We start from the raw sequence: 18,609 nt of genomic DNA, 5'->3' as shown, positions 1-18,609 counted from the left end.
TGCGTAGCGATGGTCTTGAAAATTACGAAGACTATGCATTTTGCAAGCATGGCGATCGCTCAGAGCAGCAATCTCTCTCTGAGTTTGTTGAATATTCGGTTTTAGCTTTGCCAATGGAAAATTATTCCAAATCAACCAAACTTAGCCTTGAAGTTTGTTCCTTCTTTCCTAAAGAAACTTCCAGCTTTTTCAAAAGCTCGGCGGAGACTTCAGCAAATGCTTTTGCACTACCTGAATTTGGATGAGCTAAGGATACAGGCACAAAGTCATCTACAGCTTTAGCAATATTGACATCGTTGGGAATTTTAGTGTTAAAAATTTTTGTGCTACTAAAGTCCGCACTGACTCGATCCATCACCTTCTTGTAATATCGGCTGAGCGTAAAGCCTGCTGACATCGTAAATACGATACCCAACAGTTGAATATTAATGGACATGTCATCTCGATAGATCTCACGCAGTTTCTCAATACGTCTTTCTAGGAGTTGAATGCCCACCACAGACAAAGGCTCAGGCTTTGCAGGCATGAGGTAATAATCGCTGGCAATAATACTGCTGCGGGTAAGTAGGTTATACCCTGGCGCACAGTCGAGAATGATCAAGTCATAGTTTTTAATGGCAGGAGCGAGAATGCCCTTGATTAAATTTTGCTCAAACTTGCTCCAAGTCTGTTGAAAAGTTTGTTTTTCCTCATACAGTTGCGATCGGTTGTACAACATTTCCGAAACTAAAAATTCGTCGTATAGATCGATATCTCCCACGAGTAGATCTAAGCCGTTGACTTTGCAAACATGGGGAATGACTATATCCTTGACTTGGTATACTTTTTGGGCTGGGGCATCGACCTGTACGCCATAATTGGCGATCGCTTGACTGACCAAATGCCGCAGGGTGCGATTTTCTTTTCTACATTTGGCAAATTCGGCTGGCGAAATCATGCTTAGGGTGGCGCTGATCTGGGTATCTAAATCTACGACTAAGACCTTTTTACGATGGATTTTAGCCAAACAGGTGGCAATATTTACAGTTAAGGTGGTTTTTCCAACGCCACCTTTCATATTTACTGTTGCAATCACTTTTCCCATGATTTTCTAGCCCCAAAATACATACATAGTTGAATCGCTGTTAAGTGCATCAACAATACACTTTATTCCTACTTTCTTATCAGCCCGTTGCTATTTTATTGGCATTCTAGTTAAACTGCGATCGCTTCTGGGAAAATATGATGCATCTCAAATCCCACCACGCAAATGTTAGGCTAAACAAAAAACTGTCTTTGTAGCTTTGCCATGCCGCGTCACCAAGAAGCGCCCCTCACAAGTCTCGTCCAAGCCTTAGAGCGAGAGAGTGCCGATTACATAAAAAAACTTGTGGCACTTTTAAATACGGGAACCAAGCCAACTCGCAAAGCCGATCTGATCGCTTTGGTTTGTGAGTCCATGCAGGGTAAAAAGTTGCAAGATCTTTGGTCGCAACTCGATACGCTTCAACAGGCAGCGATCGCTGAGGTCGTCCATTCCTCCAGTCCTTTCTATCAAGATGATGCTTTTGTCGCCAAGTATGGGGAAGCCCCTAATTGGGGTAGTAGCAGCACTTACGGATGGAATCGCGAACCTTCCTTATTGAGTCTATTTTTTTACCAGGATGAGATGCCACCCGATCTTAAGCTGGCTCTGCTCAAGATTGCACCCAAGCCCAAACCGACGGTCATGAAACAAGCAGGAGATAGTCTGCCTGAAACGGTCATGCTTCGGCATGAACCGCGTTACCATAATGTGAGGGAAGGGCGAAAAATAATTATCAAAGAGGCTCCATTAACCGTATGCGAAATGGAACGCTCAGCCCTTCACGATTTGGGCGGCATCTTACGATTGATTCAATCTGGGAAAATTAGTGTTAGCGATAAAACTTCCCTGCCAGGTGCGGCGTCGATCAAAGCGATCGGGGTAATACTCCAAAACAAAGACTTTTATGACGACGAACAGCGCAAACAGCGTGCTGATGCCAAGAGCTATTTCGAGGAAATCGGTGCAATTAAAGCTTTTGCTTGGGCAATGCTCGTACAGGCAGCTAACCTAGTTGAGATCTCCAATAAGAAGTTAGTTCTCTCAAAAGCGGGACTAAAGGCATTACAAGACCCTCCCGCCAAGACCATCCAAACGATTTGGAAACGCTGGCTCAAAACAACATTGCTCGATGAATTTCGTCGCATCGATCATATCAAAGGTCAAACGGGCAAAGGGGCGCGAAGTATGACCGCTGTAGCAGGCAGAAGGGCTGTGATTAATACGGTATTGACAGAATTTCCAGTGGGAATGTGGATTGCTTTTGATGAGTTTTCTCGCTATATGCTGGCAACTAACCGCAAATTTGAGGTTACGCGATCGGCTGAACATCTCTACATTAGCGAATCGGGTTATGGCAATTTATACGGTTCTGCTGATTGGAAAATCTTGCAAGAACGTTATATGCGTTGCTTGTTGTTTGAGTATGCCGCAACGCTGGGCATCATTGATGTGGCATATATCGATCCTGGGCAAGCAGAGCAAGGCTTTAGCTCTCTTTGGGGAGCAGAGGATTTCACCTTTCTCAGTCGCTATGATGGCTTAATGTACTTCCGTCTCAATTCTTTAGGTGCTTATTGCTTGGATCTGCAAAAGGAGTACGTTCCTTCTGCGATTCCCTCACGTCCTGTTTTGCAGGTGCTACCTAATTTAGAGATCGTGGCAAGCGGTGAGGATTTGACATCCGTGGATACGCTCGTTCTCGACCTTTATACAGAGAAAGTCTCGGATGTTGTCTGGCGACTCGATCGCCAAAAACTCTTTACAGCCCAAGAGAGTGGACATTCGATTGATGAGTTGCTAGATTTTTTGACGGCAAAGAGCAGCACAGCGCTACCTCAGACCGCAGCGCAATTTTTCTCAGATGCTAAAGAGCGCACAAATAGTCTGCGAGATCTGGGAACAGCTAAACTGATCGAATGCAATCAAGCGAATTTGGCAGTACTGATTGCCAATGATTCCCGCACGAAGAAGTTCTGTCAGTTAGCAGGCGATCGCTACTTGGTCGTTCTCTCTGAAAACGAAACTAAATTTCGTAGCGCCCTGCGCCAAATGGGTTACGTCATCCCCATGACAAGAAATTAGTCTATGGTTGTTGTAACTGATTAATCCGCTTTTGAAGATAAAAAATAGCAACTTGGCAATAAGCTCTGTATCTACCCTGACTATCTTTGCTACTCCATTCCTTGAGTTTTTGCTTTAAAAGAGGAATAGTTGCACTTTTGCTTGGCGATTTAATTTCTAGCCCTTTTTGAAGAGCTTTAAGTATTGCCCGTCTTTCATCACAGAGGCTCTGTAGATTGAGGTTGAGGATCTTACACAAATCACGATCGATTACTGGATTATTATCAATAATCGAATCGCCAGCATAGATTCTACCATTGCTTGAATATTTAAGGATTTTCTCGCAGTTCCTCATGAAGTTTGTTGGATCTAGGCTAATCTCGTGGTTCCCTTTACTCGTATCACAGTGTTGTGACCCTTTTATACCAAGACCCTTACAAGCACCCAGCATGTTTGAATAGTTTAATTGAAGATGTGGATGAGTCTTTTGTGGCTTAAAGTGCTCAACTTTCATATTTGCCTCTGTAATCCCCTGCATACAGTAGCAGCAAATATACCCTTGTTCTTTAAGCAGTGACTGCCTCAAATCGCTGCCTACATGATAGCCAGAATAAGTTGCATTAGGAGTGGAGCGATATTCAATTAACGATGATGGTTCCGTTTTATTCTTCAAGATATGCTTCATTACTATTTGCCTCATCACCATCCGTTAGAAAGCTTATAAGAGCATTCGCTTCTACTACTTCCGAATCATGTTCCCCCAGCAGATCGGACAGTTTCTGCAATTCTTTCTTTGCTTCTTCTATACGTCCTTCATCGATTAAATAGAAACATTTATCTATCTGTTTTTGCGATTCATCAGGTCGCTTTTTGACATTCATTAACTCAAATAAGATTGAATTACTATCTCTGCCGTATGTATAGGGTGTATTCTCTACAAGCTTAAAGTCTTCCAGAATAAACACATTCTCTTTCCTTACATTACTAAGAACTTGCGGCGAGTGCGTAGTAACGATGAATTGTAAATTAGGGAATGTTTGAGTAAGCGCAGGTATAATTCTCCTCTGCCACTGAGGATGTAAGTGCAATTCTATTTCATCAATCAAGACGATACCACTACCCTGTAAAGGATTCTCTAAGCTAGGATTTGCGATCGCTAATCTTCTCGCTAAATCACCAACCATTGCCAGCAAGTTTTTTTCGCCATCTGAAAGCTGATCAATAACTAGTTCCTGCTCCTGCTTACTAACAATCATCCGTAGAGGAGAACGTCTCACTTTCAGATTAGAGAATTCTGGCATTAGGGAAGGAATAGCTTCTCGGACAGCTTGTAAATGCTTGTTTACGTAGGCAGGATCGTTGTCTAGCCTAATTTCATTTTCTAAATCTTCCTCATTTCTAAACCAAATAAAGAAATCAGCGAAATCAACTTTTTTGTCAACTGATTTAATGTAAGCAGATAGCTGATTAGACTCATGTTTTCTGTAGCTTTTTAGAGGAAATTCAACTGCTTTACGATCGCTTGAATAGTAGGTGACTAGAGGTATGTTTGCATAGGAATCTTGACGCAACTTATTTTGTATATATTCATAGAATTCTTTAGTGGCATTAACTACATTACTACCTTCGCCATAGACATGACCATAAAACAATGTGGACTTAAATTCTTCCCCATAATACAAACGATGAGCCATTTCTCTATTTTGAGTAAGCGATAAATCAAGATTCCGTGAGTTTTCCAATAAAACAATAAGTTGATTATGAGTTTCTTCAAATCCATTAGTAATATCATGCACAGTGATACTTTGTGGCGGACTGTCAGGAATTTGACCCGCTGAAGCTAATATTGATAAGAACAAAGCGATACAATCTAAAACGCTTGACTTCCCCGAGCCATTTACGCCAATTAAGACAGCCAAGTTGGGCGGAAACTTTAAAGTGAGTTCTTTGAAGCCTCTAAAGTTTTGGATATGTAGTTCTTCTATGCGCATAGATTAACCTTGTGGGGGTAGTAACATAATATTTTAGCTGCCTTATGAGTTGGTTTTGAGCATATGACCTATATTGCTGAGAATGCTTTGATCGTGCAGAGCGATCGCTCCATTTTATTAGAAGTTCACGCACCAACTGCTGAGAAAGCTAGAGCCGCGATCGCACCCTTTGCGGAACTGATCAAAAGTCCTGAGCACATTCATACCTATCAGATTACACCTCTAAGCATTTGGAATGCTCGTGCGACAGGTATGGCGATCGCGGAAATGCTTGCGGCACTGCAAACCTATGCCAAATATCCTGCCCCTGAAGCGGTTCTGCAAGAAATCCAGATTTTAGGTGAGCGTTACGGGCTGACTGCGATCGAGCGGCTAGAAACTACAGAATCTACAGAACTAGAGTCTTTATCCCAAATCCCCTCCCTGCAATTGCGCGTTGCCAACTTACCCCTCACCGAGTTATTAGTCAGAGACGATCGCGTTAAGGCATTTTTAGGAGTTCGGCTCGATCCGCTGCGATTCCAAATTGACCCTGCCGATCGCGGTTTGATTAAGCAGGCACTGGTTGCCGTGGGCTATCCCGCCGAAGACATGGCTGGCTACATTGCAGGGGACGCTTTAGCGATCGCCCTGCGACCGCAAACCCAATCTGGTCAGGCTTTCACCCTGCGCACCTATCAAAAAGAAGCAGCAGAGGCTTTTTATCAGTCGGGCCGCGTTCGCGGAGGGAGTGGCGTAATTGTGCTCCCCTGTGGTGCAGGGAAAACCATTGTCGGCATGATTGCCATCAGTCTCGTGCAGCAAAACACCCTAATTCTCACAAGCAGCCTTACCTCTGTGCATCAGTGGCGAAGAGAATTGCTCGATAAGACCGATCTGCCTGAAGACGCGATCGCGGAGTACAGTAGCGAGTCCAAACAAACCGCACCCGTAACGCTCTCGACCTATCAAATGTTGACCTATCGTTCTCAAAAAGATGGCGACTTCCCTCACTTTGAGTTGTTTAACGCTCAGGCTTGGGGCTTGATTATCTATGATGAAGTTCATCTGTTGCCCGCACCCGTATTTCGGATCACGGCGGAATTACAAGCAAGGCGAAGGCTAGGACTGACTGCCACATTAATTCGCGAGGATGGGAAGGAAGGGGATGTGTTCGCACTGATTGGACCCAAGCGGTATGATGTGCCTTGGCGAGAGCTAGAGAGTCAGGGATTCATCGCGATCGCGGAATGTACGGAAATTCGGATCGCACAGACGGAAGCGCGTCAAATGGAATATGCACTAGCACCCCGAAGGATGCAGTTTCGGATTGCTGCGGAAAATCCCTCTAAATTTGAAGTCGTTCAAACTTTGCTGACCAAAGAAGCAGGGCATCGCATTCTGGTCATCGGTGAATATATCGATCAATTGGAAGAGATTGCCAACCTCACCCAGTTGCCCTTAATTACTGGCAAAACCAAGCAAAGCGAACGCGATCGCCTCTATGAAGCCTTTCGTCAGAAACAAATTGCAGGGCTGATTTTATCGAGGGTCGGCAACTTTGCCGTGGATTTACCTGATGCCGATGTGTTGATTCAAGTATCAGGAAAATACGGTTCTCGCCAAGAAGAAGCCCAAAGGCTGGGGCGAATTTTGCGACCAAAAGCCGATCGCCACCACGCCCATTTCTATAGCCTCGTTACGCTTCAGACCTGCGAAGAAGAATTTGCCCGTCACCGTCAACTCTTTTTGACCGAGCAAGGTTACACCTATCACATTACGGCAGTATGCATCCCGCAGGGAATCGCCGATCTTGGCAAAAATCATCCAAAATAGTTATGGTGTGCGTATAGACTAGAGAAAACTAAGTTTTAACTTCATCGCTCTATGGGAATCATACTGGCAGGAGATGTAGGTGGCACAAAAACCCTATTGTGTTTAGCCGAGCCACAAGCAGAAGGGAACCCTAAAGTTTTATTCGAAGCCCGTTATCCTAGTGCTTCCTACGAGCACCTATCCTTAATGGTAAGGGTCTTTTTACATCAGGCACAGGAAGAACTAGGCTATGAGCCTCAACCGAGTAAGGCATGTTTTGGCATTGCAGGTCCCGTGATTGATGGTACTTCTGAGCTAACCAATCTGGGCTGGTTATTAGAGTCCCAGCATCTTAGCGAAGAACTAAATATTGAGGGTGTGAAATTAATTAATGATTTCGCCGCGATCGGTTATGGGGTGTTGGGAATGCAGAAGTCCGATCTATGTACTTTACAGGAAGGCAAAGCGATCGCCAAAGCACCAATCGCAATTCTTGGGGCAGGTACGGGTTTGGGACAAGCATTTTTGACATGGCATGGGAACAGCTACGAGGTCTATGCTTCCGAAGGCGGTCATGCTGATTTTGCACCGCAGACAGAAATCGAAATTGGTTTATTGAAATATCTGGTGTCCCGTTATTCGCGCGTGTCCGTGGAACGGGTGGTTTCGGGTAAAGGCATTGTTGATATCTATCGATATCTTAGGGATAGTGAATTTGCACAGGAGTCCGAGCAAATCTGCGACTTGGTTCACAATTGCGATCTAGGTAAATCAGACCAAGATCCAGCCGCCACGATCTCTGCCGCCGCCTTGGCAAAGGAGGATGTGATCTCAGAGCAAACCATGCTTCTATTCACCAAATTGTATGCTTCAGAAGCTGGGAACATGGCATTAAGACTCCTTCCCTATGGTGGGCTCTATATCGCAGGTGGCATTGCTCCTAAAATTTTGCCCCTGCTGCAACAGCCGCAATTCTTAGCAGCGATCAAACGTAAAGGCAGAGTCAGTTATCTATTGGATAATATTCCCATTCACATCGTTACCCATGCTGGAATCGGTTTGATTGGAGCCATGCTTTACGCCGATCGCCTCTAACTTGACCTCAAAAATCTTACCTGCAAGATGCCTGCGCTACGGGCAAACGAAAATTCATGAAGGATGGCGCTATAAACTGAAAATTTAATGTAAACTGCTTGTATTAGGCTGATTAGGCTATAGAGAGAGCAAAGTTTTACTGAGCGATCGCGAATATGTTTAAAAAAATTAGCATCCGCACAGTCCTCGTCTTTCTGTTTACGCTCCAAACGGTGGGTGTCGTCGGACTCGTCAGCTATCTTTCGCTCAAGAATGGCGAGCAAGCTGTGAACGATGTTGCTAATCAACTGCGGGAAGAGCTATCGATCCGCATTGACGATAAGCTCAAAACCTATGTCACCATTCCCCATAGAATTAATGATTTGAATGCCAATGCCCTAGCCAAGGGAGAAATTGACCTCTTAAAAGCCAAAGGAGTGAATTTCTTTTGGCAGCAAATGCAACTGTTTCCCGCAATCAGCTATGTCTATTGTGGTAGCGAACAAGGGGACTTTCTAGGGGTAGGGAAACTTGCTGACGATCGCTCGCTCCGACTTGTTACGGGGAGTCCAAGCACAAAGTTCCTGCGTTCCTACTACAGCTTAGATGTAACGGGTAACCGCGCCCAATTGACTAAAGTCAGCGATAAGCCCTACGACCCTCGCGTTCGTCCTTGGTATAAAGCGGTGAAGGCTGAGGGGAAAACAACTTGGAGCGAAATCTATTTAGATACCAATACGCAACTACCAACCATAACAGGGGCAACACCAGCCTTCCATCCTCAAAATGCTGCCTTGGTTGGGGTTTGTGCCGTGGATTTCTTTTTACCGAAGGAAGTCAGCCAGTTTTTAACCACGCTAAAATTGGGCAAGACTGGTCATGCGTTTATTATGGAACGCTCTGGTCTGCTGGTGGCAACTTCAACGGGGGAATCACCAACCATTGGCAGCGAACCAAACTTTAAGCGCTTGTCAGCAACGGAAAGTCAAAATCTCCCAATCCGTTCAACGGCAACCTACCTTCGCGATCGCTTTGGTAACGATCTGCAGCGCATCAACGAAAATCAACAACTCGACTTTGTGTGGAACAACCAGCGCCAATTTGTCCAGGTATTGCCCTTTAAAGACGGTCGCAATTTAGACTGGCTAATTGTCCTAGTAATTCCCGAATCTGATTTTTTAGAGCGCATTCATGCAAATACTCAAACCACGATTCTACTTAGCTCATTGGCGATCGCAGTGGCAGTTCTCATTGGGATTGTCGCTGCTGGTTGGATTGTGAAGCCGATCGCCGATCTGAATACTGCTGCCAAATCTCTCGCAGAGAACGATGAGAATACAAGGGTTGATATCCATCGTCGAGACGAAGTAGGAGAACTCGCACAATCGTTCAATAGGATGGCAGAGTGCATCCATCAATCTTTTGTCTCTTTACGCGATCGCGAAACCCAGCTCAAGCAATTCCTCGACGCTATGCCCGTAGGGATTTTAATTGTCAATCCACAGGGCGAACCCGATTACATCAACCAAGCGGGACAGTTATTATTCGGACAGGATCTCGATCGCCACAATCCAGCACCAGCAAGTTATCAGTTCTATGTGGCTGGCACTACAGAACTTTATCCAGAGGAGATTGCTCCCCTATCTCAGGCATTACAAGGGAAAAGCATTGCCACAGACAACATCGAACTGCGTTACCAAAACCAAGTAATTCCATTGGAAGTACGGGGAACGCCCATTTATGACGAGGCGGGAAATATTACCCATGCGATCGTGGTTTTTCAGAACATCACCGAACGCAAACAAGCTGAGAAACTGCGCGAAGACTACAATCGCACCCTCGAGCAGCAGGTTGCAGAGCGCACTGTAGAATTAGAGAAAGAAATTACCGAGCGCAAAGCTGTAGAAATCTCTTTGACTAAGAGCGAAGCCCGCAGTCATGCAATTCTTTCAGCAATTCCCGATTTGATGTTCAATGTCACGGGCGATGGCATTTACCTAGGGTATATTTATTCTGATAATACAATCGATCTATTGCCTTCGGATTTCGATCCTGTGGGGAAACATATTTCGCAATTTCTGCCTGAGGAAATCTGCGATCGCCATCTCTTCCACATGCATCAAGCCCTGATTACGGGAAAAATCCAGATTTACGAGCAGCAAGTCCTTGTCAATGGCAAGTTGCAAGATGAGGAAGTTCGCATCGTGGTTAGCGGTCAAAACGAAGTATTGTTTATGGTTCGCGATATCAGCGATCGTAAACAAGCAGAAGCCGCTTTATACAAAAAGAATGCCGAGTTAGCGAGTGCTTTAGAGGAACTAAAGAATACTCAAAAGCAACTGGTAGAGTCAGAAAAGAATGCGGCGTTGGGGGGTATGGTAGCAGGCATCGCCCATGAAGTGAATACTCCTGTTGGCAGTAGTTTAATGGCAGCTTCCATTCTTGACAATGCTACCCGGAAGTTTAAGGAATCTTTCGATCGCGGCGAACTCAAGAAATCCAGCTTGCAGGCCTATTTAGAAAAAGCCAAAAGTAGTTGTGAAATTCTATTAGCGAACTTACAACGTGCTGCGGAACTGATTCAGAACTTTAAGCAAGTTGCTGTCGATCAGGCGAGTTTAGAACAGCGTACCTTTGCCGTCAAACAATATATCGAAGGGGTTCTAATTAGTCTGGAACCTCAACTCAAACATACACCGCATAAAGTTAGCGTACATGGGGATGCTGAAATTGTGATGCGGAGCTACCCAGGGGCATTTTCGCAAATTGTCACCAATTTAGTGATGAATTCTCTGACACATGCCTATCATGGCATTGATAAGGTAGGGCAGTTGCGTTTCGATCTGACTCTGCAAGAGGATAATGTCTTGATTACCTATTCTGATGATGGTAAAGGGATTCCAGCCGATAGTTTAGCCAAAATTTTTGAGCCGTTTTTCACTACCGCTAGAGATAGAGGGGGCAGTGGGCTAGGCTTACATATTATCTACAATCTTGTAACGCAGAATCTTAAGGGAACCATTGTCTGTGAAAGCGCAATGGGTGTAGGCACAAAATTTATTCTCACCCTACCTCTCGTATTATCCTGAGCCCAATTTTAATTGATCGGGAATCTGGCATCACAAAAGGCGATCGCGCGATCGCTATAATCAACTATTTCGCTATACTTTGCCCATCCTCTATCAGGGTAAGCTGATACCCAGCATCGGCTGGAGATACAACGGAAATAAATATTAATGGCTCGTTTCCATGATTGAATACGCCATGCACAGAGCCGATCGGAGCAATGACCACATCGCCTTCCATAATTGGCTTGGTCGTACCTGCTCGATCTAGATAATATTCTCCCTTACCGCTCAATATCGTCCAAGTGTCTTGACCATTCGGATGCAGATGTGCGGCGATCTCCTGACCTGGCTTGATGTACCATGCCACAACGACAGCATCCTTAGATTCCGTAACAACTGAGCGAATTGGCTCTCCATCTGCTGGCTGGAAAAATTGAGAACTTTTAAATACTCTAGTTGTACTCATCCCTAATTTTTTTTGAGAGTAGATTTTGCCTATAGAAACATTATTATCTACAGAGTTTTCCAAGCATAAGAGTATCTCATCGATCGCCTGCAAAAATTGTCTCATCAATAACCTTATAAATATTTTTTCAAGGTTCAAGCCTTTTAACAACAGATGCGGCAGCAATCCTAAATGACACAGAAGAGATTCTTTCTTCTGCATAGAATCGTAGAGGCAATTCATGAATTGCCTCTACACCCAAATCATCAAGGATTGCTATAGATTTCTGTAATTAATAAAATATATCCAAAATAATAATGGGATTTAGAGCGAAAATCTAAATATTTTTCCTAAAAAAGCTGATATTTAAGCCTAAACCCCTGAAACTGGATATATTTAAAGATTGAGGGTAAAATATAACAATGAAACAAAGCTAAGATTTAACTCAAGGTCTAATGGAAAGGCTTAGGCGATCGATGATATCTACAGATAATGACGAGCTAGTTTTCACAGAAGAAGATGAGGAGTTAACTTTTGTAGATGAAGAAGATGAGAAATCTTCTAATCTTGGTATTCAAGCTCGCTCTTCTGAAAATCACGACGAAATTCCTTCATTACAGCGTGGGTCGAAATGGAAAGTTTTGATCTGCGATGACGATCGCTCTGTACATGCAGTCACAAAACTGGCATTAGATGGCTTTAAGTTTGCAGGCAAAGGACTAGAGATCGTTTCAGCCTTCTCTGGTTCAGAGGGTATTAAAGTTATGGAGCAGCAACCTGATATCGCTGCCATCCTCCAAGATGTGGTGATGGAAACCAATGATGCGGGGTTGCGAGCCGTCAAATATATCCGTGAAGTCTTAAAAAATCACTTAGTGCGAATAATTCTGCGGACAGGTCAACCAGGGGACTTTCCAGAATCCTCGGTAATTGTGAACTATGACATTAATGACTACAAATCAAAAACAGAACTGACCGAACAGAAACTATTTACAGCCCTAATTTCCAGCCTGAGAGCCTACAGTGGGGTGATTCGTCTCGCTGAAAGCCGTCAAGAGTTGGCAAAGCTCAATACCCAACTCAAATCATTTAATCAGAATTTAGAAAAACTCGTCCGAGAACGTACTGTGGAGCTAGAAGTTGCCAAAGCCGCAGCAGAGAATGCGAATAAAGCCAAAAGTCAGTTTCTTGCCAATATGAGTCACGAACTGCGAACCCCTCTGAATGGGATTCTCGGCTATGCTCAAATCCTTAAGCGCAGTAAAGACCCAGAAAAACACCAAGATGGCTTAGAGATTATCCAGCGTAGCGGACAACATCTCCTGACATTAATCAATGACATTCTCGATCTCTCTAAAATCGAAGCCGATAAATTAGAACTTCATCCGACTGAGTTTGACTTAGCCGAATTTCTCAAGAGTCTGATTGATATTTTTACCATCCAAGCAAGTAGCAAAGGCGTAGAGATTCTCTATAAACCGATTGGACAAATTCCAGAAATTGTGAAAGGAGATGATAAACGGCTGCGGCAAATTTTATTTAACCTACTGGGTAATGCTGTCAAGTTTACGGACAAAGGTACTGTTACGCTGGTGGTTCAAAGTACGAGCAACAACAGAATCCGCTTTGATGTCACAGATAGTGGCGTGGGCATCGCACCAGAGGACTTACCCAAGGTGTTCCAATCGTTTGAACAGGTGGGTGATAAGGCAAAAATGCATTCAGGCACAGGACTAGGTTTACCCATTAGCAAGCGACTTGTCGAAATGATGGGAGGAGCGCTACAGGTAACCAGTACCCTCGGGCAGGGGAGTACATTTTGGCTAGAAATCGATTTACTTGCTGCCGCGAATTCGGAAAATACAGCTCAGATGCAGAGAAGGCTGCTTGACATCATTGGCTACAAAGGGAAGAAACGCAAAATTGTGGTGGCAGATGCCAAACCATCAGACCGTTCAGTGCTAGTAGATATGCTCTCACCACTTGGATTTGAAACGATCGAAGCGGTCGATGGCATTGATAGTCTGCGAAAAACAGCGGCAAGTCTCCCTGATGCCCTCTTACTAGATTTGAATATGCCCAATGGGGATGGCTGCGCGGTTACCCGTAAACTGCGTCAGACGCCGAGATTTAAAGATACGGTCGTAATTACGATCTCAGGGGATGTATTTGAAAGCGATCGCCAAAAGAGCCTAGCTGCTGGTTGCAATGACTTTATTCCCAAACCAGTCACGATGAAGACCTTAATGGATGCACTACAAACCCATCTGGGCATAGAGTGGGAATACCGAGATGAGGGAGCTACTGCAGCGATCGCAGCTAAACCTGCCATGGCAAGTTCTGTACCCGCAAGTCTCGTGTTACCGCCAGTTCAAGTCATGCAGGAGCTACTGGAACTGGCAGAAATGGGCGATCTAGAACTACTACAAGAGCGTGCCGAAAATTTAGAAAAATCCGATCGGAGACTGCAACTGTTTACAGGGGAAATTATTAAATCTGCCAAAGGATTCCAACTTCGTAAAATTTTAGACTATCTCAACGCCCAGATGGAGGTAAAAGCGTCATGACAGAACCCAAACAATCCAGTGGCACAATTTTGGCAGTGGATGATAATCCCACTAACCTAAGCGTACTCGTCGATTTACTCAAGGCAGATGGGTTTAAAGTGCTGGTTGCCGATCAGGGGGAATTGGCAATTAAACAGCTTCAGCGCGTCCGACCCGATATGATTTTGTTGGATGTAATGATGCCTCCAGGCATCGATGGCTTTGAAACCTGCCGTCGCATTAAGGCAAATCCTGATACCCAAGACATTCCCATCATTTTTATGACGGCGCTCTCTGATACTTCCAATAAATTAGAGGGCTTCTCGGTGGGGGCGATCGACTACCTGACCAAACCGATTGATGGCGAAGAGGTACTAGCCAGAGTAAAAACCCACTTAGCGATCGATAGTCTTAGAAAGACCCTAATTGCCCAAAATTCCTCTCTACAGACTGAAATCTCGCCTACACAAGCATCCTCAACGGGTAGTTCCATTGGAAATCCTAAGCTGTTAAGAGAGAAGTTCACACAAAGTTTCGATACCATCTCACAGATTAAGCCTCAGCTTGCTACTAGTTATTGGGAACTTTTAGCGTCTCTAGAGAAAAATCTTCAAGAGATCCAGCAGGAAATTTTGGGAGATGTGGTCGAGAGCCCTAAACCAAAGCAACCAGCCATAGAAATTGACACAACTGGAATTGTAAACCCTTGGCGAGAACTGCTACAAAATAAGATCACCTTAGAACAAGCGATCGCTACGCTTGTCGATCCTAAGGGAAATGTCGCACTTAACTTAATTGATGCCGAAATTAGCACCCGATTCACCAAGGAGTTTAAAGGTATACGGCATCTACCGGCTTTGATCCCGTTGCTACTTTGGCAGGGATATTACTATCTCGGCTGTCCGATTGAAATTCCAGATCTGGAACTTCAAAAACTGAGTAACTTAATTCGAGTCAAAATAAAGCTTGTGCGGGTTAGTGCCAAAAGCTGTACAGCTTGGTTTGCCGCGCGATTTAACAATGCATTATGAAAACATATGATTTTCCCAAACAGATAAAGCGTAGTGAAATTAGGCTATGGATAGGTCGGCTTTTTTATGTGCTTAAGCGTCAGTTAGCATGGAAATTTTCTGGCATCAAATTCGCAACCTCAAAGAAATCAGATCGCAAATTAGAAAAGCTCCCTGTTCGAGTCTTCGCCCATCAATCGTTGTTAATACGTCAACTCAAAGATGTTGAAATGTATCTTCAATATAACAAAGTAGAAAATTTGCGATTAGCGATCGCCCGAATCGATCGTGTAGTAATCAAGCCTGGAGAGGTTTTCTCCTTTTGGTATCTCATCGGTAATCCAACCCAAAGGCGAGGATTTAAACTAGGCATGACACTTAATAATGGGAAAGTCAAACCAGGCTATGGTGGTGGTTTATGTCAATTATCCAATCTCATCTATTGGATGGCGCTGCATTCTCCCTTATCGATTAAAGAGCGATGGAGACACAGCTACGATGTTTTTCCTGATGTCAATCGTTCTCTGCCCTTTGGTAGTGGGGCAACTGTTGCTTATAACTACATTGACCTGCAAATTGCAAATCACACAGGGAATGATTACCAGCTATGCTTTTGGTTGACAGAGCAGAATTTATGTGGAGAGATTCGTTCTAATGTCGAAACTTTATATGAATATGAAGTCTTTGAAAGTGGGCACATCATTACTGGACCCTTGGATGGACGATATATGAGACATAATGAACTCTTTCGCACCGTAAAGAATCGGGTTACGGGTGAACTCTTAAAAGAAGAGTTTGTGACGGAAAATAATGCGTTAATGATGTATGCACCTTTACTAACTTCTGGTAATTGAGCGCTATGACACTTTCTAACACCGACCCTATCCCAGAAAATTCTGCCTCTCAGATCCAGTCAACCATCTCTCCCCATGCTTCAGCATGGTATCGTCCAACATTTTCGCCCGAGCATGGCGTCTATGTCGTACTGCTGGTATCGTTTCTGACGGGGGCAGCGGCAGCACAACAATGGACGCTAACCACAACTTTGGCTTTAATCTGTGGGTTTGCGGGTTTTCAGGCTGAGCATCCATTGGTGTTGCAAATTAAACAGCGGCGCAGTTGGAAACCTCGTTTTTTGACTTGGGGCGGAGTTTACACTGGGATCTCGCTAAGTCTTGCTGGGTATCTGTATCTACAAACGCCTCTGTTGCTATGGCTGTATTTGGGCGCGATCGCTGCCTTATCGATCGATGCGATCGCGGTTTTCTATCGAAAGCAAAAATCTGTATTCAACGAAATCCTTACTTTTACTGCCGTTTGCCTCGCTGCGCCATTTGCCTATGCTGCCACTAATGGAACGCTAACTATTTCTGTGTTTGGATTGTGGCTGTTGAACGCGCTCTTTTTTAGCAGCGCCATTTTTACAGTGAAACTGCGCAAACCCAAGACTGCCTCGCTGATTCCAGGGATGATTTATCACGCGATCGCCAGCTTAACGATCTTAGGTCTTTGGCTCAGTGGGTGGCTTGCCGCAATTCCAGCCTTAGCTTTTGGTGTCGTGCTGCTCAAGTTTGGCTTGATTTTGGGGCGACTCGAATGGTATCAGACAACGCGAATTCAGAATGTGGCAATCTTGGAAACTTGCTCAGCCGCAATCTTCTTGGCAATTGTAGCGATTTCGCTACTACCTGCCCACCTTGCCACAGGGATTTAGTCATGGGGTGGAATGATACAAAGCTAAACAGGAGCGAAGTATGCCAAACAATCTTAATTTCGTACCCAACCTGTAACGGCAAAGCGGCTGTCTAAAAATTCCCTAGACGGGCAGCTTACAGGCAGAACTTCATGCAGGCAACGGCTTAGAAAAATAGCAACACTGTTATTTTTAGGCTGAATCGTTTTGTATGACTTCGCCGCAACGTAGAAATTATTCTCTATCTTGCTATCGTATAGTAGTAACTCCCCACCAGTAAAGGCTTTAGGCTCGTGATGGAAGTAATACACAAACGTCCATACGCGATTTGCCGTATCGGGGCTGCCATTATCATTGTGAATTTTGTAGTAATTGCCGTCATTATTCATGGTTAACTGCGATTCAATTCTGCTCGGCGTGAAATTTTGAATGCCCAGGGAAGATAGAATCTGCGGCGAGATCGCAATTACCCGATTAATTAGCAATTGCGAAAATTCAGGAAATTCGTAAAGCACCTTGGTGCGGCGATAGTCAACGTCTTTCGTGTAAATCTTTGCAGGAACAAAGTTCGCTGCTTGCGCTTGCGTGTATTGCAGAAATCTGGCTAGCTCTTGCGTGGAAAGGAAATTTTCAAGAATGACGTAGGGAGATGGCAAAACTTCGCTTTCGTCTTCATCCTTCTCTGATTTTAGCTTGTGCTGTTCTGGGGCGATCGCTATTCGACCAGCCTCTAAGTTAGAAACAGGTTGGATAAGAGGTTGCTTGCGTTCTGGAGCAATTTCTATTGGACTCGTCTTTTTTTGTTGGTCGGCGATCGACCACATCCTCGCGTGATTTTGATAACCCTGCTGCGTCACGATAAAGTTACGCCAAGAGAAGCTATAGAGAGGTGCTTGGCGGTTGAGCCATTCCAGTAGGGAGGTATCGAAATCGAGTAGAACGCCTAGTTCTTCTGTTGTAATCCAGTAATCTGAATCAGCTAAATGCTTTACCAAATCTAGCTGCTTGAGTAGGGCATCTATTTTGATCGGTTTTGATTTTTGCTCGGGCGGACTCGATTTCGGATGGGATTTTTGGATAGCCCTTTCTTTCGTAGCCATAGAGTTTCTCATTGCAGATCGTCTTCTCCCCAAACCTAAAAAGTAATCGTTTCCATAGCGGTCAAAGCGGAGACCTCAATTATTTTCTACTTCGTACCTGCGGTATCCCGTAAACAAGCGATCGCCATTTTTCAGGATATGCACCTCAATTCGATCGCTCGCCCAAGTTACCTGGTTTTGCAGTTGAGGATTAAAAATATGCAGTCGCTGATTGCTGGATGAGACGGGGGAACTGGGTATATTCACCGCCAATGATTCCACATAGGGCCCATCAAGCAGCAGATCGAGTTCTGCCAGTAATTCCGCTGCCCCGGGAGGACTGCCAGGACTGCTTAACTCTTCTAGCGTAAACCCCGTAAACGACATCACATTAAGACCTGCGGCTTTTACCTGACGCGCTAATTCTGTCAGGGCTGGGGCTTGCCAAAATGGTTCCCCACCTGAGAAAGTCACACCTGTATTGCGCGGATTGCTGAGAATTTGTTGGGTCAGGTCTTCAACAGGGATGAGTTGATTGAATTCAAACGACCAAGATGCTGGGTTAAAGCATTTGGGACAGCGACGAAGACACCCTTGCACCCAAACTACAGCTCGGCAACCAGGACCATTTACCTCTGATTCGTTCACATAACCCATCAGGTTCAAGCGATCGGTAGGAATTTTAAGTAGATCGATGTTTGGTTGCAAAGATTTCCTTCTCATATGGAAGCTCCTATGGGTAGCGATGGAACCTAGAAAAATAGCAGGGGCGATTCATCAAT

General features: G+C 44.5%; 14 protein-coding genes. 8 read left to right on the top strand and 6 right to left on the bottom strand.

The annotated features are described in order from the left end of the window. Positions 1-121: 121 nt before the first annotated feature. On the bottom strand, positions 122-1,084 hold the full coding sequence (locus ACP2WE_RS13315; protein ID WP_425216041.1) for a ParA family protein: 963 nt from the start codon (positions 1,082-1,084) through the stop codon (positions 122-124). Between the two features lie 204 nt (positions 1,085-1,288). Between ACP2WE_RS13315 and ACP2WE_RS13310 the strand changes: the two genes are divergently transcribed. Further along, complete coding sequence (locus ACP2WE_RS13310; RefSeq protein WP_425216040.1) at positions 1,289-3,148, top strand: hypothetical protein; 1,860 nt, start codon at positions 1,289-1,291, stop codon at positions 3,146-3,148. Position 3,149: 1 nt separating this feature from the next. Here the strand turns inward: ACP2WE_RS13310 and ACP2WE_RS13305 are convergent, their stop codons facing one another. Continuing rightward, positions 3,150-3,812 (bottom strand): retron system putative HNH endonuclease, encoded by a 663-nt coding sequence (locus ACP2WE_RS13305; protein WP_425216039.1) that lies wholly within the window; start codon positions 3,810-3,812, stop codon positions 3,150-3,152. After that, positions 3,790-5,118 carry an AAA family ATPase gene (locus ACP2WE_RS13300; protein WP_425216038.1) on the bottom strand — a complete coding sequence of 443 codons (1,329 nt, stop codon included), beginning with the start codon at positions 5,116-5,118 and terminating at the stop codon, positions 3,790-3,792. The genes ACP2WE_RS13305 and ACP2WE_RS13300 overlap by 23 nt, the downstream gene beginning before the upstream one ends. Positions 5,119-5,181: 63 nt before the next feature. On the opposite strand from ACP2WE_RS13300, the gene ACP2WE_RS13295 reads away from it, so the two are divergent. From ACP2WE_RS13295 to ACP2WE_RS13285, 3 genes are all read left to right on the top strand, one after another. After that, entirely contained in the window at positions 5,182-6,933 is a 1,752-nt protein-coding gene (locus ACP2WE_RS13295; protein ID WP_425216037.1) for a DNA repair helicase XPB, read from the top strand. A gap of 51 nt (positions 6,934-6,984) precedes the next feature. After that, positions 6,985-8,007: a glucokinase gene (locus tag ACP2WE_RS13290; protein ID WP_425216036.1), complete on the top strand. Its 1,023-nt coding sequence runs from the start codon at positions 6,985-6,987 to the stop codon at positions 8,005-8,007. Positions 8,008-8,162: 155 nt separating this feature from the next. Then, positions 8,163-11,075: an ATP-binding protein gene (locus tag ACP2WE_RS13285; RefSeq protein ID WP_425216035.1), complete on the top strand. Its 2,913-nt coding sequence runs from the start codon at positions 8,163-8,165 to the stop codon at positions 11,073-11,075. A 64-nt stretch (positions 11,076-11,139) separates the two neighbouring features. On the opposite strand, the gene ACP2WE_RS13280 is transcribed toward ACP2WE_RS13285, so the two are convergent. Further along, entirely contained in the window at positions 11,140-11,520 is a 381-nt protein-coding gene (locus ACP2WE_RS13280) for a cupin domain-containing protein (RefSeq protein ID WP_425216034.1), read from the bottom strand. Between the two features lie 455 nt (positions 11,521-11,975). On the opposite strand from ACP2WE_RS13280, the gene ACP2WE_RS13275 reads away from it, so the two are divergent. From ACP2WE_RS13275 to ACP2WE_RS13260, 4 genes are read left to right on the top strand one after another with little or no spacing between them, the layout of a single operon-like run. Continuing rightward, a complete protein-coding gene (locus ACP2WE_RS13275; protein WP_425216033.1) occupies positions 11,976-14,066 on the top strand; it encodes an ATP-binding protein in 2,091 nt (696 codons plus the stop codon). Then, the gene (locus tag ACP2WE_RS13270) at positions 14,063-15,076 is read left to right on the top strand and encodes a response regulator (protein ID WP_425216032.1); all 1,014 of its coding nucleotides are present in this window, start codon (positions 14,063-14,065) and stop codon (positions 15,074-15,076) included. Before ACP2WE_RS13275 ends, ACP2WE_RS13270 begins: the two co-directional genes overlap by 4 nt. Then, entirely contained in the window at positions 15,073-15,909 is an 837-nt protein-coding gene (locus tag ACP2WE_RS13265) for a VanW family protein (RefSeq protein WP_425216031.1), read from the top strand. Before ACP2WE_RS13270 ends, ACP2WE_RS13265 begins: the two co-directional genes overlap by 4 nt. Positions 15,910-15,914: 5 nt before the next feature. Continuing rightward, complete coding sequence (locus ACP2WE_RS13260; RefSeq protein ID WP_425216030.1) at positions 15,915-16,769, top strand: YwiC-like family protein; 855 nt, start codon at positions 15,915-15,917, stop codon at positions 16,767-16,769. Positions 16,770-16,822: 53 nt separating this feature from the next. Here the strand turns inward: ACP2WE_RS13260 and ACP2WE_RS13255 are convergent, their stop codons facing one another. Both ACP2WE_RS13255 and ACP2WE_RS13250 read right to left on the bottom strand, forming a co-directional pair. Further along, positions 16,823-17,848 (bottom strand): 2OG-Fe(II) oxygenase, encoded by a 1,026-nt coding sequence (locus ACP2WE_RS13255; RefSeq protein WP_425216029.1) that lies wholly within the window; start codon positions 17,846-17,848, stop codon positions 16,823-16,825. A gap of 75 nt (positions 17,849-17,923) precedes the next feature. After that, a complete protein-coding gene (locus tag ACP2WE_RS13250; protein WP_425216028.1) occupies positions 17,924-18,550 on the bottom strand; it encodes a 4Fe-4S single cluster domain-containing protein in 627 nt (208 codons plus the stop codon). Positions 18,551-18,609 lie beyond the last annotated feature (59 nt).

Source organism: Tumidithrix helvetica PCC 7403, from assembly GCF_965232925.1.
GTDB classification, from domain to species: domain Bacteria; phylum Cyanobacteriota; class Cyanobacteriia; order Pseudanabaenales; family Pseudanabaenaceae; genus Tumidithrix; species Tumidithrix helvetica.
The sequence above is the reverse complement of the archived record's forward strand: the minus strand, read 5'-3'. Positions and strand labels throughout refer to the sequence as shown.

Excerpts from the sequence above, each read along its gene's own strand:
- ACP2WE_RS13310 (WP_425216040.1), top strand. The coding sequence starts at position 1,289 with ATGCCGCGTCACCAAGAAGCGCCCCTCACAAGTCTCGTCCAAGCCTTA.
- ACP2WE_RS13260 (WP_425216030.1), top strand. The coding sequence starts at position 15,915 with ATGACACTTTCTAACACCGACCCTATCCCAGAAAATTCTGCCTCTCAG.
- ACP2WE_RS13280 (WP_425216034.1), bottom strand. The coding sequence starts at position 11,520 with ATGAGTACAACTAGAGTATTTAAAAGTTCTCAATTTTTCCAGCCAGCA.
- ACP2WE_RS13275 (WP_425216033.1), top strand. The coding sequence starts at position 11,976 with ATGATATCTACAGATAATGACGAGCTAGTTTTCACAGAAGAAGATGAG.
- ACP2WE_RS13285 (WP_425216035.1), top strand. The coding sequence starts at position 8,163 with ATGTTTAAAAAAATTAGCATCCGCACAGTCCTCGTCTTTCTGTTTACG.
- ACP2WE_RS13270 (WP_425216032.1), top strand. The coding sequence starts at position 14,063 with ATGACAGAACCCAAACAATCCAGTGGCACAATTTTGGCAGTGGATGAT.
- ACP2WE_RS13315 (WP_425216041.1), bottom strand. The coding sequence starts at position 1,084 with ATGGGAAAAGTGATTGCAACAGTAAATATGAAAGGTGGCGTTGGAAAA.
- ACP2WE_RS13255 (WP_425216029.1), bottom strand. The coding sequence starts at position 17,848 with ATGGCTACGAAAGAAAGGGCTATCCAAAAATCCCATCCGAAATCGAGT.
- ACP2WE_RS13250 (WP_425216028.1), bottom strand. The coding sequence starts at position 18,550 with ATGAGAAGGAAATCTTTGCAACCAAACATCGATCTACTTAAAATTCCT.
- ACP2WE_RS13290 (WP_425216036.1), top strand. The coding sequence starts at position 6,985 with ATGGGAATCATACTGGCAGGAGATGTAGGTGGCACAAAAACCCTATTG.
- ACP2WE_RS13300 (WP_425216038.1), bottom strand. The coding sequence starts at position 5,118 with ATGCGCATAGAAGAACTACATATCCAAAACTTTAGAGGCTTCAAAGAA.
- ACP2WE_RS13265 (WP_425216031.1), top strand. The coding sequence starts at position 15,073 with ATGAAAACATATGATTTTCCCAAACAGATAAAGCGTAGTGAAATTAGG.
- ACP2WE_RS13305 (WP_425216039.1), bottom strand. The coding sequence starts at position 3,812 with ATGAAGCATATCTTGAAGAATAAAACGGAACCATCATCGTTAATTGAA.
- ACP2WE_RS13295 (WP_425216037.1), top strand. The coding sequence starts at position 5,182 with ATGACCTATATTGCTGAGAATGCTTTGATCGTGCAGAGCGATCGCTCC.